Source organism: Bacillus cereus group sp. N12, assembly GCF_016483575.1.
Taxonomy (GTDB): domain Bacteria; phylum Bacillota; class Bacilli; order Bacillales; family Bacillaceae_G; genus Bacillus_A; species Bacillus_A toyonensis.
The window spans coordinates 21,997-37,595 of the sequence record NZ_JAEHBO010000055.1; the positions used below are offsets into that span (position 1 = coordinate 21,997).

Below are 15,599 nucleotides of genomic sequence, written 5' to 3' on the forward strand. Positions count from 1 at the left end.
CTTATTTGTTTTTGATTACGATAAAGCTACAAACAGCGATTGTGATAAAGCCGATAAGTGCTAAAAACGGGATTGTCACAAAGCCGAACCAGTTTATGTATTCTCCCGTACAAGGTACGCGGCCGCAAGCTGCCCCGGCAGCTGAAAATGCTGCGATTTTTTGAATTGCATAGTGATATAAAGAAATACAAGCACCAATACTTGCGATTGGTAAAGAATAACTTGCAATGCGGTAGTCTTTCTTTACTACAGCGATACCAAGCCATAAAACAAATGGATACATAAAAATACGCTGATACCAACAAAGGACACAAGGCTCAAATTTCATGATTTCGGAAAAGTATAGACTTCCTAATGTAGCAATAAATGAAGCTCCCCATGCAGTAAGTAGAGCATATTCTTGCTTTTTTTCTCGTCCCATATTTTATACCTCACTTATAATAGTTACATACTAAATTATAGTATGAAGTAGTAGGGAAAAGAAAGAAAAAATATGTTTATCAATAAAAGTTTTATAAGGAGAAACATTTATTGATATCAACATTTTAAAAAGCGCCATTCTCATAAAGAGAATAGCGCTATATTTTACATTTGAATTTGCTCTACTTCTTCTACATGTGACTTTTGAGATGCGTGGTCAATATATTGAAATAGGAGCTGCAATTGTTTATCAACTTCTGGCAGTTCTTTACTGTATTGATAAGCATGTAAAAAATGCTCAATACGCTTAGAAAATAATTGATCGTTCGTCTGAACCATGAGAACGAGTAATTTATCCCAATTACAGCAATACGTGTAATAGAGAGCTTTATCATAGTCGTTATATGTTTGCACTGTGTACCCTCCTTACCGAGAGTTATATATAGTGTGTGATAAGTAAGGAGAAATACACTTGAAAGAATTTGTTAAGAAAAAAAGTGAATGAAAAAAAACGAGGTATTTCCTCGTTTTTTAAGCTTTTGGCATTGGCGTAGGTGTTGGTTTGCCATAGCCTTCTTTGTATTTATTGTCAATATAGTTACGAATTTCAAGCGTTGATTTTCCTTTTTGTTTCATTGCAGCCGATTCAACTGCGATTTCTAGGCAATTGACGCAAGTCGTTGCATGGGAATCCCAAACAACTTCACCATTCTTCTTAATTTCACGAATAAAGCAATTTTTATTGTTTTTATGTCCTACACTTTCACCGCAACCGCAGTAACATGGAATCCAATCTAATAGCTCTGCATTTTGTCCAGCGACAGTGTAAATGTCTTTCATTTGTGGATCAAGCTTGTCTAGGAAGGCCGGAAGTGTGTCGACTCCTTTTGTTTTTTCCTGAATGTCAGCTTGCTGCGTGTGCGATGCATGGTCATGCTCTTCTTTTGATTCAGATGATTTTTTTTCATTTGTACTAGTAGCTCCGCATCCAGCAAGAATTAAACTCAGTACTGCAAGTAAAGAAAATACATATTTCTTCATACGCTTGTCCCCTTTACACATGTATTAATCAAATTGTATCAAATATCATGGTGTGTCGGGTGAAGATTCTTTCGACTTATTTTTGAAGCGCCACCGCAATGAATGGAATAGAAATAAGATTGGGATATAAGCGTATACAATATATAAACCAGCTTGAGACAGTACTGTATTCAATGTATTGATACTTTCGCGGTTTGTGAAATACAAGGATGAAATAAATATAGTTGCGATAAAAAATGGCAGTGTAATATTAAATGGTATGCGAAAAGATTTCTTAGTAATGCAACAAGAAGACCAGATCGTTAAACAAAGGTTAGGTAAAATAATTAGATACCATAAGAAAATAATAATGTACTCAAACCTTTGGATAAAAGGAACTTTAATGATTTTTAGCATTGTTAATGTTGGCCAAATTGTATGATGTAGTTGCCCTTGGCTATAGTACATAATGGACACAATCGCTAATATTACGTATAGAATGGTTGTAAAAGCAATACCGCTATGTGCCCATTTATTTAACGATTTTCCTTTTTTTATAAATGGATAAAAGATAAGGATTGCTTCAAATCCAAGAAACTCTAATGCAGATGCTTTCGCTGAAGTTAAAATGTCTAAAGGTGAATGAGCGAGAATTGGGAAAATGTTACGGACATGTGCGTATTTCATTGGGAAAACTAAGAAAAATAGTACGAAAATCGGGATTATGACGCCCCAAAAGCATATTCCTGCCACAGAACGAAAGCCACCCCTAATTATGTAATAAGCCACAAGTAAAAATAGTAAAGTTAATTTCCACGGTTTAATTGTAGGAAAGACCCAAACTTGAATGACTTCAATATATGAACGAAGAACAGTAAGGCAAAATAATAGAAGGTATGCAGCAAAGCATACGGAAAAAAATGTTCCAATCCACTTTCCGAAACATGTCGTATGAATATTCATTAAATCATTATCTTTTTCTAACATTTTCAGCATACAAAATAACACGATGTGAGTTGCAATACCAGCGATAATAAGAGAAATCCAAGCATCATAACCGGCAAATTGCGCAATAATCCTTTGGTACCCTAACACACCTACTCCAATTTGAAGGGAGTGTAATAGAAGGAATGTGAAATAAGGGGAAACAGTATGTGTTTTATCTTGTTCAGCCATTATAGCACCTCCACTATTCTCCGATACCAGATTGCACGACATTGATTTGCACATGAACAGCAACGTCTACATTAGGGTACATTTCTTGAATTTGTTTTATGTTCCATGTTCTTGAATGACTACGAATTTCTTCACGTATACCAATTGGATCGATTTTATTTTCTTGGAATTGTTTTATTAATTCGTTTAAATCCTTCTCAAGTGTTTTTTCTACATGTCTTTTTACGTAAGTTACATTTTTACTCTTTGATAAATCAAGCCAGCTGGGAGCATTTTTTACGAGTCCATTTAATTTTAAGTGAATGTTAACTTTCGGAATATCACCGTTTTGCGAAAGAGAACAAACACTTTTTCCAGATAAGTTTTGAGTAGCGATCAATCCTTTATGCTTACCTTGACGTATTGGAACTTCGTAGCGACCATTTTTCGTTGGATTAATAAGTAATTTTAATAAAAAAGATTCTTTTTTATCGGTGTACATAACCACTTTATCCTTTTTTAAAAAAGCAAGTCCTTTAATGGAAGCAGATTTGTCTTCTGATACTTGAATGTAAGGAAGAAATGGATCGCATCCAGATGAATAGAAGTTATATAAAAAAATATTTAAAGCTGTCCGCGGGATTGTCTCGTTTTTTATATTTTGCTCCAGTAAATCAGATAGATAAAGTGATCCATTTGTTTTGACATGTTTCAGTAATTCTTCTGCTGAACCATCTACAAGTGCTAGCTGCACATCACGGCCAATGTTAGGATCACGTTGTAAGTTGTTAATAACATCTCCAAGTCCATGTTCACCAAATGCTTTCCCAAATAGGACAACACGCATTTGACCTACAGCGATCGTATGTGGAGATTTGGCGTTTAGAAGGGGAGAGATTGTTTCAATTGTACCTGCATGAGTTGATTGAGTTTCTGGTTTAGATTGTACGCCCTTTGTGTAATCGGGATATAAAATGGTTCCGCGAAATTTTTTATCTTTTATTATATCGAATCCACCTACGTGAATCATTCGCTGTGTATCAACTATATGTGCTTCTGTACAACCAGATTGAACAATTAAAATGATAATGGAAAAGCATAATAAAATATTTTTCATTTCTCTTCACCGTCACGTTTTTCTTTCGCTTTGTTTGGGTCATAGCGCCATTTCTTTTTTGGTCTCAGAAAAGAGGCACGTCCAGCAGTTTGACTAAACGGCAAACGAAGGAGTCCTTCTGCTGTCCCTAAACCGCGAAATGGATATAGAGGTAATAAATAAGGTGATCCAAGTGATTTTAAGCGAATTAAATGAGCTAATATGAGTACGAATCCTACAATGAGACCTAAGCCCCCAAATGCACCAGCTAAAAGGATAAGTGGAAATCGTAGTATCCGGATAGTAGAAGACATTTTTACAGTTGGTGTTGTAAAAGAAGCGAGTGCTGATAAAGCAACTGCAATTAATAAAATGTTACTCGTTAAAGCAGCTTGAACAGATGCTTGGCCAATTACAATCCCGCCAACGATGCCGATTGTTTGTCCAACTTTTGTAGGTAAGCGTGCTCCAGCTTCACGGAGCAATTCGATTGTGATTTCTAAAAAAAGTGCTTCTAAAATGGGCGGAAAGGGTACATTAGCTCTTGAAAAAATAATCGGACCTAGTAAATCCGCAGGAATCATTTGATAGTGATACGTTAATACAGCTGTATAAATAGCTGATGAAAATAGCGAGAATGCTGCTCCGAAAAAGCGAACCATTCGAAGAAATGAGCCTGCTATCCATGGTAAATAATAATCTTCTGGCGAGACGAAGAAATCAAGTAACGTCGCTGGTCCAGCTAATGCGTAAGGTGAACCGTCTGTTAAAATAACAACGCCTCCATTCAGTAATGCGTACACAGAGCGGTCTAGCCGCTCTGTAGGTAGTAAAACAGGGAAGGGTGAGTTACTATTATCGCTAATAAACTGTTCAATCATAGTTGCATCAAAAGGAACATCAAAGTCAACGTCTTGTAAGCGCTGCATTGCGGTATTGATGTGTTGTTCATTTGTAATGCCTTCGATGTAAGCAACTATAACCTTTGTTTTTGATATAGAGCCAACTATAACTTCTTTGAAAACTAATTGCTCTGTTACTATATTTCGGCGAAGTAAGTGTGTATTTGTATCAATATTTTCAACAAATCCGACTTTTGGACCGATTACACTATATTCATTTTCGGTATCGTTATATAATCGTGTACCTAAAACTGAACTTTCAGCACGAATAAGTACATATTCTGCTGTTTGAGAATCGTTTTTAAGCTGTATGAGTACATACCCAACTAATAATTTTTCACGAATATCATCAATAGAAGGGTTGGTAATAATCCCTTCGAGTGTGACGATATTTGCTATATCATTTATAGTTTCAATGTGATCCAATTCTCTTTTTATAGGTGTTAAAATGAATCGATTAATGAGGAGTGATTCAGCTGTAGATTTATAATAAAACAAACATAGCGTCCCATCTTCTACGATGTTATAAGAAACGAAATCACTAGATTCTTTCATAGTTTGGATAAAATCTGGAATGGAACAGATTGTTTTTTTCTTCTTTTTAGACGATAAACGAAACAATTTCTCACCCCTTACTACATCATTTGTTTATGTTAGTTTTTGGGAAAGACGGGAATTTATACTTCAAAGTTGAAAGTTCATAAAGAAAAGGAAGAGCAGTGAATACCTCTTCCTTTTTTGCGTGTTAATTTGTTTGCTTCTCTTTAATAGACTTCACTAATTTAATCATCTCTGCTCGTATATCTTCTCTTTTAACATTTAATTTTTCCGCGATTTGTTTAATATCCATACCGTCTTTTTTCATTTTTAGTACATCATCAAGAGGGGTATTACTTTTTTGAGAGATGATTGTTAATACCGTGAGCTGACGTAAGCCGATATTATATTCTTTCATTTTTTGTTTTAGTCCATCTGGTGTGGATTTTTGCATCGTTGCTAATTGTTGCAGTAATGCTTTTTTTGTTTCCTTATTCATATGATGCTTTTTAAGCTTACTTGGATCTACACCGAAATGTTGTGCGGTTTTCTCCCAAGATTTATTTTGCTTATAGTAAGCCAAAACGTCCTTAGTTTCTTTTTTGCTGATTCTTGCAATGTGGGCAGCTTTCCAAATTTCATGTTTATTATAGCCGAGTTTTTCGAGCGATTGCATTTCTTCTTCTGAAATAGGTTTATGATGATGCATTGCAACTTCCTTTGGCGTGGTAGCAGAAGCAGGGAAGGTAGATACCCCGCATAATAATGCGGCCATAGTCATACTTACTGCGATTTTTTTGTACATGTAAACTCCTCCTAGATGGATAATGTGGAAAACTTTACACATATCATTTCCATAAAATGTGAAAAACTTGTGAACAAGCTAAGTTTTTTTATTCACAGTAGAAAAAGAAGTTTTTTATATGTTTTCCAACATAAAACATTGATTAATAGTGAAAAACTAGGTTATAATCGAAATTGAAAATCAATATCAATAACAAACTTATACATATAGATGAAAAATAAGGGAGAGAAAAATATGACTACATATACTTCCATCGCAAATGTTATTAAAGAAAGACGATCTGTTCGTACATTTACAGATAAAGCAGTAGACAAAGAATTATTAATTGAACTATTAAACGATGCAACATGGGCACCAAATCATAAACACCGTGAGCCATGGAATTGTAAATTATACATTGGGGACGGCCGTAAGAAACTAGTAGATGCGGTATTAAACTCTTTCACAGAAGAAGAAAGAGCGAAACGCGGTAAAATTTTATCTGATCGTTTCTTAAGCACACCTGCACAAATCGTTGTATATATGAATGAAGATCCGCGTCAAATTCAGCGTGACGAAGATTACGCTGCAACATGCGCATTTATGCAAAATTTCCAATTGCTTGCTTGGGAACGCGGCTTAGGCTGTGTTTGGAAATCAGGTGGATTAAACTATAATCCATTATTTATAGAAGGAATCGGTTTAACAAGAGGCCAACGTATCGTTGGAATTCTTCATATTGGTTATTTCGAAAAAGCGCCAGAAGGAAAAGCTCGTACACCGATTACGGAGAAGATGGAGATTATTGAAGATTAATAGATGAGACATTCTCGTTTTTACGAGGGTGTCTTTTTATTATGCAATCAATCCTCATGAAAGCTTGTTCCCCATCATACACTTTCTTAAGGGAAAGTGTAAGGAGGGAAAATAATGAGAGCAAGTGACGATAAAGCACTGCAATATGCGATTGCGGAAATTACGGAAATTGCGACTGGATTTGGGCTTGATTTTTATCCGATGCGTTATGAAATATGCCCAGCGGAAATTATTTATACATTTGGTGCATATGGGATGCCGACGAGGTTTTCACATTGGAGTTTTGGGAAGCAATTTTTCAGAATGAAATTACAATACGATTTAGGACTTAGTAAAATATACGAACTCGTTATTAACTCTGATCCATGTTACGCCTTTTTATTAGATACGAACTCTTTAATCCAAAACAAATTAATCGTAGCGCACGTTTTAGCACACTGTGACTTCTTCAAAAATAATATTCGTTTTTCAAATACGAAGCGGGATATGGTAGAAAGTATGGCGGCAACAGCGGACCGTGTGAAAGCGTATGAGCATAAGTACGGAAAGGCAGAGGTAGAAACATTTTTAGATGCCGTACTTGCCATTCAAGAGCATATTGATCCGTCGCTTATGCGTCCGAAACTTGCATGGAGTATTGATGATTTAGAAGAGGAAGAAGTGGAAAAGAAAAAAGCATCACAATACGATGATTTATGGAATTTAGATGATCGAAATAAAAAGAGGGAACGATCGAATATACGCAAAAAGAAGAAGATTCCACCCCAACCAGAGAAAGATTTACTACTCTTTATTGAAGAATATAGCCGTGAGCTTGAAGATTGGCAGCGAGACATATTAACGATGATGCGTGAGGAAATGTTATATTTCTGGCCACAGCTTGAAACGAAGATCATGAACGAGGGCTGGGCTTCCTACTGGCATCAACGTATACTGCGTGAAATGGACTTAACATCTGATGAAGCAATCGAATTTGCGAAATTAAATGCAGGTGTCGTTCAGCCATCAAAAACAAGCATTAATCCATACTACCTCGGTATTAAAATGTTTGAAGATATTGAAGAACGCTACAACAACCCGACAGAAGAAATGAAAAGGCGTGGTGTGAAGCCTGGTTCTGGTCGAGAGAAAATGTTTGAAGTACGCGAAATTGAATGGGACGTATCGTTCCTAAGAAACTACTTAAATAAAAATCTTGTTATGCGAGAAGATATGTACTTATTCCAGCGCCAAGGAAAAGAATATAAAGTAATTGATAAAGAATGGGAACATGTACGTGATCAACTCGTAAATATGCGGACAAATGGTGGATTCCCGTACTTAGTAGTAGAAGATGGAGACTACTTAAAGAACGGAGAATTATACATTAAACATAGTTACGAAGGAATCGAGCTCGATTTAAAATACTTAGAAAAGGTATTACCATATCTTCATCAGCTGTGGGGAAGAACGGTGCATATGGAGTCGATTGTGGAGAGTAAGGGCGTTGTGTTTTCTTATGATGGGAAGATGGTGCATCGGAAGTATGTGTGATGGAAAGAACGGACATAGCATGCTATGTCCGTTCTTTTTATTTGGAGCAAAGTTAAATATGCTATTCTTGAAGAAAGGGAGTTACATAGAGAAATGGAGCGATTCAAATGAGCAAAGTAGGGGTATGTAAGGTAGATATTACGCCACCTTTAGGTATCGATTTTATTGGATACCATAGAGATACAGGAATTAATAATATTGAGGAGCGTATTTACGGGACAATCTTTGTATTTGAAAAAGATGTAATAAAAACGGTGTTTATAAGTATTGATAATATTGGGATGTTAGTAGAAGATACGAATTTTATTCGTGAGCGAGTAGCAAGTAGGCTTCATGTGCCATTTGAGCGAATAACGGTTGTTTATACTCATACGCATTCCGGTCCAGAAACGGTCGGTGATGATCCGCTAGTACAGTCGTATAAAACGCTTTTAGTAAATAATGTAGTGTACGGTGCTGTTACTGCGAATAACAATTTGAAGCTATGTGAAGTTGGATGGGGTGTTATGACAGGTGATATTGGGGTAAACCGAAGAGAGAGAACATCTGATGGAAAAGCGAAGATGGGAACGAATATAGAGGGTGTTGTAGATAAGCGAATTGGGATGTTAGCAATAAGAGATGTTGAAACGAAGGAGTTATCTGGAGTTGTAATATTTTGTACTGCCCATCCGAACGTTTTAAAAGGTGATAGTGATGTATTGTCAGCAGATTATCCGGGGATGACGAGAGAGCTTCTTGAGAAAATAGTAAACTGCCCAGTTATTATTGTTCAAGGTGCTGCTGGAAATGTGAATGCGAAGTATCGCGGTTCAAGGGAAGCATTAAACCAAATGGCTTACATGCTTAGTGGACATGTATTAACGATGTTGCCAACAGTTACATATAGCCCAATTGTAAATGTAAGGACAGTTTCAAGTACTATGCAAATGAAGTTGAAGGATATTCCTGAAATTGATGAGATACAAAAAATGGTCCAACTAGCTGAGAAGCAGTGGGGTGTGAATGCGGATGAATGGCTTGCTATCGTTTTAGAGAAATATGAGCAAGGTATGCGGCGGTTAAGTATTGATTTAGAAGTGCAACTGTTTCAAGTTAATGATGGGATTTTCTCTGGCATACCGATGGAACCTTTTTCAGAAACTGCCCTAGAAATGAAAGAGATTCTTCAAAATGAATTAGCTTTCTTTGGTGGATATATGAATGGATATATTGGTTATTTACCAACGAAGGAAGAATTCTCATATGGTGGGTATGAAGTGGAATTAAGCCCTGTTGTGTATGGACCGGTTACGAATTTATTGATGCCACCGGAGGAGAATACTGCGGAGTTGGTTGTGAAGAGAGTTATGGAATTATATAACGCGTAAAAAATATATTCAGTAGAATAAAATTTAAAGAAATTCATGATTTTTAATACAGCTATAGAAAAACGAATCCATTTTGAAGAAGATGAATCAAAATGGATTCGTTTTTTGTTTACCAGACAGGTCGTATATTTGATGATAATTTCTCTGTATTTTCTTTAGTAACGAATGTTGTCAAATCTTCTTTTAGCATGTGCATTCGTTCTGTACCTATGTTTTCAATCCATCGCTGCTCTATTTCAGCTACTATTTCTTCTTTTGCTTTCATTACTGCTAAGCCACGTTCGGTTAAAACAATGATTTTACCCCTTTTATCAGTAGGGTGTGTTTTACGTGTAACGTAGCCACTATTCTCAAGAGAATCCACCATTTTACTTATAGCTTGTTTGGAAATCCCTAAATACTCAGCTAGCTCTATACCAGTTGCCCCATTAGGAAGGATGCGTTTGAACATAAAACCATGTGCTGGCCTAATATCTTCAAATCCTAATTCACTTAATTTGTCATGTAGCTCAGTAATTAATGTGCTAAATGATAATGATAAAAGCGATGTAAGATCTAACTCGTTAAATGTTTGATCCATATATATAACCTCCGCACTTTTAGTCAATTAAGTTGACTATATGTAATGCTTATTGTACTATACATAATACAGTCAATCAAATTGACTATATTATGTTGGTAGAACAAATAATGATTTATATAATATAGAATCGATGGAGGTTTCACATGGTTAATATCGTTAAAATTAGAGGGAGTGTATTTGCACCGTATGCTTCGCTGAAACCTATTCAGGATCCTGCAACGGGAAGAGTTTTTGAATATGCTGGAGATGCACGTGAGTTTACACCATACGCTGTGAATACAAAGCGTTCAAGATTAGAACAAGAAGTGAATATTGATTTTTATAAAAGAGAAATTTTCACATATGCAGATGCTTGTATCGTCACTGTGAAAATTACAAATCCAGATGGCTCAATTGAGTATCAAAAAGGAGAAACAAGTACAGAAAACATTGTATGTACAAATATTGTATGGAGTGAAGATGAGGTTTCGTTTGAAATGAGAGCAAGTGCAAGCAATCCGTTAAACGCGGCAGCACCAGCAGCAGATTATTTTTTGACTATACGGGTTAATGAACGTGGCGCTGTGCACGTTGAAGGTTTACATGATGGTTTCCCTTGCTATGAATTTTATAAACAAATAGACTTTGGTTCATTTGAATTCATATATACACATGACTTCAGAGAAACGGATGATACCCCAGCAGCACTAGCTGGAGAAATGGAATATAGTTTTAAAACGACAATCTAAATATAAATATAGCGCTATTTTTCAGAAGGAAGTAGAAAACGTAAAAGAGAAATCTATTGATTATGGAGCGATATTGTGGTCTGTTTTACTCGATATTATGCAGTATCTAAAATAAAATTATAGAGGTGTATCTTATGATTCATATCGTAAAAATTAGAGCGAGTGTATTTATTCCAATGTCTTGGACGGAAGCTAAGAAGGATATGGAAACAGGAAAAGTAATCCAATTTGAAGGTGATTCACGTGAATTTACACCACATACGGTAAATACTATGCGCTCTAGAGTTGAGCAAGAGGTTGTAGTGGATTTTTATAAAGAAGAAGTGTTTTCATATGCAAATACGGGTATTACGACAGAGAAGGTTACAAATCCAGACGGTTCTGTGAATAAAAGAACAGGAAAAGCGAGTACTGAAAATATTGTGTGTACTCATATTGTATGGAGTTCTGACGGTGTGCAATTCAAAATGAGTGCAAGCGCTAGTAATCCGTTAAATGTGTATGCACCTCCTGTGGATTATGTATTAAATGTATGTGTGAAACAGGATGGTAGTATTGATATTCAAGGAGAGCATGATGGATTCCCTTGTTTTGAATTTTATAAGCAAGTAGATTTCGGTTCATTTGAGAAAATTTATACACATGATTTTAGAGAAACTGGTGATACAGCTGCAGCGTTAGGTGGCGATATGGATTATCTTTTTACAAAGAGTTTATAAGGAATAAGGTAGAGTAGACCACTTAACCGCTAGAAGGTTGAGAAACAAACATCCCCCTTTACAATATACCCTAAAGGGTATATGATGTTATACAAGGTTATAAAGTAATATATAATATAGCTATAATTACGGAGGTGGTCTACAGTGGAATACAATCAAGATATGAAAAATAGATTAAAACGTATTGAAGGCCAAGTGCGCGGTGTGCTTCGTATGATGGAAGAAGGAAAAGATTGCCGAGAGGTTATTACACAGTTAACGGCATCTCGTTCTGCATTAGATCGTACAATTGGATTAGTTGTTGGAACAAATTTAGAGCAATGTTTGCGTGAACAGTTTGAAAGTGGCAATGGTTCAAATGAAGAGTTAATTAAAGAAGCCGTTCAATTACTTGTAAAAAGCCGATAATCTGTCAAACATAAGTGTTGACAGATTTTCAAAAACGTTTTAATATACCCCTACAGGTATATGTATATAGAATATGGAGGAATCGATAATGAGTATAAAAGTGGATATGAGTTTAGATTGTAAAGGTTTGGCTTGTCCGATGCCTATTGTAAAGACGAAGAAGGCGATGGAAGGATTGGCATCAGGGCAAGTGATTGAAATTGAGGCAACAGATAAAGGATCTACGGTAGATATACAAAGTTGGGCGAATAAAATAGGGCATCAATATATCGGGACGAAACACGAGGGTGCTATATTGATGCATTATGTGAGGAAAGCGCATGAACATGAAGTGAATGAAGTTGTGAAATATCCTCATACAATTACGAATGCGGAATTACAGGATATATTATCTCACGGAGAAGAGTGCATTGTATTAGATGTTCGTGAAGCAGCAGAATTTGCTTTTGGTCATATTCCATCTGCTATTTCGGTGCCACTAGGTGAACTAGACAGTACATCGTTAGATCAGACGAAGCAAATTTATGTTGTTTGCCGAACTGGTAACCGCAGTGATGTAGCTTGCCAAATGTTGAAAGAGAAAGGTTTTTCAAATGTGAAAAATGTCATTCCTGGTATGTTAGGGTGGCAAGGAAATGTGGAGAAATAAAATTTTTTAAACGAAAATATACCTATGGGGGTAATTAAATGGGCATTAAGATGTTACAAGCAAAAGATGTTGCAGAGAAAGTTTTATTCGGAGAGTTGTTTATTTTAGATGTTCGTAATGAGACGGATTATGAAGATTGGAAAATTGAAGGGAAACAAGTATCTTCTATTAATAAACCTTATTTTGACTTGTTAGATGGTGTAGACCATATTGTAGATGAATTACCGAGAGAGAAAGAGATTTTAGTCGTATGTGCGAAAGAAGGTTCTTCGCAGTTTGTCGCGGAGCAATTGTTGGATGCTGACTTCAACGATGTTTCCTATTTAGCTGGTGGGATGAAAGCTTGGAGTGAATATGTAAAGCCGCTCAAAGTAGGAGATGTACAGGGCGGAGGGAGTATATATCAATTTAATCGTCTTGGAAAAGGCTGTTTATCTTATATGGTCGTTTCTAACGGTGAAGCAGCAGTTATTGATGCAGTAAGAACGATTGAATCATATGAGAAGTTTGCGAAAGAGCATGGAGTTACTATTACGAATGTAATGGATACACATTTACATGCAGACCATATTTCTGGCGGTCGTAAGTTAGCTGAAAAAGTAGGTGGTACGTATTGGTTACCTCCAAAAGATGCGGAGGAAGTCGTTTTCTTATACGAACCACTTGTAGAAGGATCTGTTATTACGGTGGGGGGTACCAAAATCGAAATTGATGCGCTATACTCACCGGGGCATACGATTGGGAGTACATCATTTATTGTAGATAATTCCTATTTATTATCGGGCGATATTTTATTTGTAGATTCAATCGGGCGTCCAGATCTTGCTGGTAAGGCTGAAGATTGGGTGAGCGATTTACGAAATACATTATATAAGCGCTATAAGGAATTATCTCAAGAGTTAATTGTTTTACCAGCTCATTATTCAAAAATAAGTGAAATGGATGAAAATGGGGTTGTGAGTGCTAATTTAAAACAATTGTTTGAAGTGAATGCAGGATTAAATATGAAAGATGAGAATGAATTTCGCAAAATTGTAACGGAGAATCTACCACCTCAGCCGAATGCTTATCAAGAAATTCGTCAAACGAATATGGGGAAAATTCATCCGAGTGTGGAAGAAGAACGTGAAATGGAGATTGGTCCAAACCGCTGTGCAGTTCATAATTAATAACAAATTGGAGGAATAGATGATGAATATAAAACAAGTTTTAGATGCGAAAGATTTAGCATGTCCAATGCCAATTGTAAGAACGAAAAGAGCGATGGATACTTTACAATCGGGCGAAGTGTTAGAAGTACATGTAACGGATAAAGGGTCAATTAAGGATATTCCAGCGTGGGCAAACAAAACTGGTCATGACATCGTAAAGCATGCAGAAGAAAGCGATGTACTAAAGTTTTGGATTAAGAAGGCGTAGTAAAGAAATAATTTTATAAATGTAGAGGGGGAGTTATATGAACACAATAGTAAGTACGCTTTTCGTTGTATTGGCTGCATGGTTTGTTATTTCACGGTTCTTACCGGTGAAAGGTGTTCAAAATATAAATGGAAAAGAATTAAAAAGTATAGTGGGAAAACAGGGGAAGTACTTTATCGATGTTCGTACAGTAGGCGAATATAGAGGGAACCATATGAAGGGCTTTCAGAATATCCCGCTAAATGAGTTAGTTAGTAAGGCAAATCAATTAAATAAGAATAAGGAAGTAATCGTTATTTGTCAGAGCGGGATGAGAAGTAAGCAAGCAGCAAAAGTATTAAAGAAATTAGGATTTCAGCGCATTATAAATGTTTCAGGTGGTATGAACGCTTTGTAAGGAAAGGAATATTAAGATGAAAGAAATTACAGCGAGAGAAGTAGAGGAAAGATTGTTACGAAATGAAGAGATACATGTAATTGATGTTCGTGAAGTGGAAGAAGTGAGGGAAGGGAAAATTCCAGGCGTGCTTCATATTAGGTTAGGCTTACTAGAGTTTCGAATACAGGAGCTTGATAAAAATAATGAATACATTATCGTTTGTCGCTCGGGAGGAAGAAGTGCAAGAGCAGTTCAATTTTTAGAAGGTTACGGTTTTCAAGCGATCAATATGGTAGGAGGTATGTTAGCTTGGGAAGGTAAAGTCATATAGCATAGAGATAAAAGATTTGAGCCTTTTTATAAACAATTAAATACCCCTATAGGTAATTTAGAGGAGGAACAACATGGAACAACAGAAGAAAACGACAATCGTGTTATTTAGCGGAGATTATGATAAAGCGATGGCTGCCTATATTATTGCAAATGGTGCAGCGGCTTATGATCAAGAAGTGACTATATTTCATACTTTTTGGGGGTTGAATGCTCTTAGAAAAGATGAGCATGTGAAAGTAAAGAAGACTTTTATAGAGAAAGTATTTGGGAAGATGATGCCGCGCGGTGCCGATAAGATGGGATTATCAAAAATGAATTTTGCTGGCATGGGGCCGAAGATGATTAAAGGCATTATGAAAAAACATAACGCAATGCCTTTGCCGGATTTAATTGATTTGGCAAAAGAACAAGGAATTAAACTTGTAGCTTGTCAAATGACAGTAGATTTATTAGGGTTAAAAGAGGAAGAGATTATGGAAGGGGTAGAGTTTGCTGGGGTAGGAGCATATTTAGCAGATGCTTCGGATGGGAATGTAAACTTATTCATTTAAATCACCTTCTTTTAAGAAGGCGGGGGATGTAAGGTGAGCTTAGTCGTATTACTTTTTATAATTGGGTTTATAGGATCGTTTATATCAGGAATGGTTGGGATTGGCGGCGCGATTATTAATTATCCGATGATCTTATACATTCCAGTATTGCTAGGGTTTACTGGTTATACTGCACATGAGGTGAGCGGTATTACAGC

The 15,599-nt window shown here is 36.2% G+C and carries 20 protein-coding genes and 1 pseudogene; 13 read left to right on the plus strand and 8 right to left on the minus strand.

Annotated features, from left to right (window positions below; all coding sequences use genetic code 11):
- Window position 1: 1 nt before the first annotated feature.
- The 7 genes from JDS92_RS21075 to JDS92_RS21105 all read right to left on the minus strand — a co-directional run bounded on the left by JDS92_RS21075 (window position 2) and on the right by JDS92_RS21105 (window position 5,935).
- The gene (locus JDS92_RS21075) at window positions 2-421 is read right to left on the minus strand and encodes a disulfide formation protein C (RefSeq protein WP_000532269.1); all 420 of its coding nucleotides are present in this window, start codon (window positions 419-421) and stop codon (window positions 2-4) included.
- Window positions 422-585: 164 nt separating this feature from the next.
- Complete coding sequence (locus JDS92_RS21080; protein WP_001195459.1) at window positions 586-834, minus strand: YhdB family protein; 249 nt, start codon at window positions 832-834, stop codon at window positions 586-588.
- Between the two features lie 117 nt (window positions 835-951).
- Window positions 952-1,461 carry a PCYCGC domain-containing protein gene (locus tag JDS92_RS21085; RefSeq protein WP_000761015.1) on the minus strand — a complete coding sequence of 170 codons (510 nt, stop codon included), beginning with the start codon at window positions 1,459-1,461 and terminating at the stop codon, window positions 952-954.
- 45 nt (window positions 1,462-1,506) lie between these two features.
- On the minus strand, window positions 1,507-2,616 hold the full coding sequence (locus tag JDS92_RS21090; protein WP_087971094.1) for a GerAB/ArcD/ProY family transporter: 1,110 nt from the start codon (window positions 2,614-2,616) through the stop codon (window positions 1,507-1,509).
- 13 nt (window positions 2,617-2,629) lie between these two features.
- Window positions 2,630-3,712, minus strand: coding sequence for a spore germination protein GerYC (gerYC, locus tag JDS92_RS21095; RefSeq protein WP_087971095.1), 1,083 nt, complete (start codon window positions 3,710-3,712; stop codon window positions 2,630-2,632).
- A complete protein-coding gene (locus JDS92_RS21100) occupies window positions 3,709-5,214 on the minus strand; it encodes a spore germination protein (protein ID WP_016107851.1) in 1,506 nt (501 codons plus the stop codon). The genes gerYC and JDS92_RS21100 overlap by 4 nt, the downstream gene beginning before the upstream one ends.
- A 124-nt stretch (window positions 5,215-5,338) precedes the next feature.
- The gene (locus JDS92_RS21105; RefSeq protein ID WP_000276987.1) at window positions 5,339-5,935 is read right to left on the minus strand and encodes a hypothetical protein; all 597 of its coding nucleotides are present in this window, start codon (window positions 5,933-5,935) and stop codon (window positions 5,339-5,341) included.
- A 234-nt stretch (window positions 5,936-6,169) separates the two neighbouring features.
- Between JDS92_RS21105 and JDS92_RS21110 the strand changes: the two genes are divergently transcribed.
- The 3 genes from JDS92_RS21110 to JDS92_RS21120 all read left to right on the plus strand — a co-directional run bounded on the left by JDS92_RS21110 (window position 6,170) and on the right by JDS92_RS21120 (window position 9,633).
- The gene (locus tag JDS92_RS21110) at window positions 6,170-6,730 is read left to right on the plus strand and encodes a nitroreductase family protein (RefSeq protein WP_002093832.1); all 561 of its coding nucleotides are present in this window, start codon (window positions 6,170-6,172) and stop codon (window positions 6,728-6,730) included.
- A 114-nt stretch (window positions 6,731-6,844) separates the two neighbouring features.
- Entirely contained in the window at window positions 6,845-8,263 is a 1,419-nt protein-coding gene (gene spoVR, locus JDS92_RS21115; protein WP_001202698.1) for a stage V sporulation protein SpoVR, read from the plus strand.
- Between the two features lie 107 nt (window positions 8,264-8,370).
- Window positions 8,371-9,633, plus strand: coding sequence for a neutral/alkaline non-lysosomal ceramidase N-terminal domain-containing protein (locus tag JDS92_RS21120; protein WP_199632464.1), 1,263 nt, complete (start codon window positions 8,371-8,373; stop codon window positions 9,631-9,633).
- 109 nt (window positions 9,634-9,742) lie between these two features.
- Here JDS92_RS21120 and JDS92_RS21125 read toward each other — a convergent pair whose 3' ends face one another.
- On the minus strand, window positions 9,743-10,213 hold the full coding sequence (locus JDS92_RS21125; RefSeq protein ID WP_199632465.1) for a MarR family winged helix-turn-helix transcriptional regulator: 471 nt from the start codon (window positions 10,211-10,213) through the stop codon (window positions 9,743-9,745).
- A gap of 146 nt (window positions 10,214-10,359) precedes the next feature.
- Here JDS92_RS21125 and JDS92_RS21130 point away from each other — a divergent pair, with 146 nt between their 5' ends.
- The 10 genes and pseudogenes from JDS92_RS21130 to JDS92_RS21175 all read left to right on the plus strand — a co-directional run.
- A complete protein-coding gene (locus tag JDS92_RS21130) occupies window positions 10,360-10,944 on the plus strand; it encodes a DUF3238 domain-containing protein (RefSeq protein ID WP_000247268.1) in 585 nt (194 codons plus the stop codon).
- A 134-nt stretch (window positions 10,945-11,078) separates the two neighbouring features.
- The gene (locus JDS92_RS21135; protein ID WP_097959558.1) at window positions 11,079-11,663 is read left to right on the plus strand and encodes a DUF3238 domain-containing protein; all 585 of its coding nucleotides are present in this window, start codon (window positions 11,079-11,081) and stop codon (window positions 11,661-11,663) included.
- A gap of 144 nt (window positions 11,664-11,807) precedes the next feature.
- On the plus strand, window positions 11,808-12,071 hold the full coding sequence (locus tag JDS92_RS21140; protein ID WP_000456206.1) for a metal-sensitive transcriptional regulator: 264 nt from the start codon (window positions 11,808-11,810) through the stop codon (window positions 12,069-12,071).
- A 73-nt stretch (window positions 12,072-12,144) separates the two neighbouring features.
- Window positions 12,145-12,720, plus strand: coding sequence for a sulfurtransferase TusA family protein (locus JDS92_RS21145; RefSeq protein ID WP_106081034.1), 576 nt, complete (start codon window positions 12,145-12,147; stop codon window positions 12,718-12,720).
- Window positions 12,721-12,758: 38 nt separating this feature from the next.
- Window positions 12,759-13,889 carry an MBL fold metallo-hydrolase gene (locus JDS92_RS21150; protein WP_098912379.1) on the plus strand — a complete coding sequence of 377 codons (1,131 nt, stop codon included), beginning with the start codon at window positions 12,759-12,761 and terminating at the stop codon, window positions 13,887-13,889.
- A gap of 19 nt (window positions 13,890-13,908) precedes the next feature.
- Window positions 13,909-14,139, plus strand: a complete 231-nt coding sequence (locus JDS92_RS21155) for a sulfurtransferase TusA family protein (protein WP_002038023.1) — start codon at window positions 13,909-13,911, stop codon at window positions 14,137-14,139.
- 37 nt (window positions 14,140-14,176) lie between these two features.
- Entirely contained in the window at window positions 14,177-14,536 is a 360-nt protein-coding gene (locus tag JDS92_RS21160; protein ID WP_001092541.1) for a rhodanese-like domain-containing protein, read from the plus strand.
- A gap of 16 nt (window positions 14,537-14,552) precedes the next feature.
- Window positions 14,553-14,849, plus strand: coding sequence for a rhodanese-like domain-containing protein (locus JDS92_RS21165; RefSeq protein WP_098710681.1), 297 nt, complete (start codon window positions 14,553-14,555; stop codon window positions 14,847-14,849).
- A 73-nt stretch (window positions 14,850-14,922) separates the two neighbouring features.
- The gene (locus JDS92_RS21170; RefSeq protein WP_000437728.1) at window positions 14,923-15,402 is read left to right on the plus strand and encodes a DsrE/DsrF/DrsH-like family protein; all 480 of its coding nucleotides are present in this window, start codon (window positions 14,923-14,925) and stop codon (window positions 15,400-15,402) included.
- A 33-nt stretch (window positions 15,403-15,435) separates the two neighbouring features.
- Window positions 15,436-15,599 (plus strand): annotated as a pseudogene (locus JDS92_RS21175) (sulfite exporter TauE/SafE family protein); the annotation flags it as partial.

What these genes read in the sequence shown, in the direction of transcription:
- JDS92_RS21090 (WP_087971094.1), bottom strand. Translation starts at nt 2,616, where the DNA reads ATGGCTGAACAAGATAAAACACATACTGTTTCCCCTTATTTCACATTC.
- gerYC (WP_087971095.1), bottom strand. Translation starts at nt 3,712, where the DNA reads ATGAAAAATATTTTATTATGCTTTTCCATTATCATTTTAATTGTTCAA.
- JDS92_RS21135 (WP_097959558.1), top strand. Translation starts at nt 11,079, where the DNA reads ATGATTCATATCGTAAAAATTAGAGCGAGTGTATTTATTCCAATGTCT.
- JDS92_RS21110 (WP_002093832.1), top strand. Translation starts at nt 6,170, where the DNA reads ATGACTACATATACTTCCATCGCAAATGTTATTAAAGAAAGACGATCT.
- JDS92_RS21160 (WP_001092541.1), top strand. Translation starts at nt 14,177, where the DNA reads ATGAACACAATAGTAAGTACGCTTTTCGTTGTATTGGCTGCATGGTTT.
- JDS92_RS21130 (WP_000247268.1), top strand. Translation starts at nt 10,360, where the DNA reads ATGGTTAATATCGTTAAAATTAGAGGGAGTGTATTTGCACCGTATGCT.
- JDS92_RS21145 (WP_106081034.1), top strand. Translation starts at nt 12,145, where the DNA reads ATGGAGGAATCGATAATGAGTATAAAAGTGGATATGAGTTTAGATTGT.
- JDS92_RS21165 (WP_098710681.1), top strand. Translation starts at nt 14,553, where the DNA reads ATGAAAGAAATTACAGCGAGAGAAGTAGAGGAAAGATTGTTACGAAAT.
- JDS92_RS21120 (WP_199632464.1), top strand. Translation starts at nt 8,371, where the DNA reads ATGAGCAAAGTAGGGGTATGTAAGGTAGATATTACGCCACCTTTAGGT.
- JDS92_RS21105 (WP_000276987.1), bottom strand. Translation starts at nt 5,935, where the DNA reads ATGTACAAAAAAATCGCAGTAAGTATGACTATGGCCGCATTATTATGC.
- spoVR (WP_001202698.1), top strand. Translation starts at nt 6,845, where the DNA reads ATGAGAGCAAGTGACGATAAAGCACTGCAATATGCGATTGCGGAAATT.
- JDS92_RS21085 (WP_000761015.1), bottom strand. Translation starts at nt 1,461, where the DNA reads ATGAAGAAATATGTATTTTCTTTACTTGCAGTACTGAGTTTAATTCTT.
- JDS92_RS21125 (WP_199632465.1), bottom strand. Translation starts at nt 10,213, where the DNA reads ATGGATCAAACATTTAACGAGTTAGATCTTACATCGCTTTTATCATTA.
- JDS92_RS21150 (WP_098912379.1), top strand. Translation starts at nt 12,759, where the DNA reads ATGGGCATTAAGATGTTACAAGCAAAAGATGTTGCAGAGAAAGTTTTA.
- JDS92_RS21155 (WP_002038023.1), top strand. Translation starts at nt 13,909, where the DNA reads ATGATGAATATAAAACAAGTTTTAGATGCGAAAGATTTAGCATGTCCA.
- JDS92_RS21170 (WP_000437728.1), top strand. Translation starts at nt 14,923, where the DNA reads ATGGAACAACAGAAGAAAACGACAATCGTGTTATTTAGCGGAGATTAT.
- JDS92_RS21075 (WP_000532269.1), bottom strand. Translation starts at nt 421, where the DNA reads ATGGGACGAGAAAAAAAGCAAGAATATGCTCTACTTACTGCATGGGGA.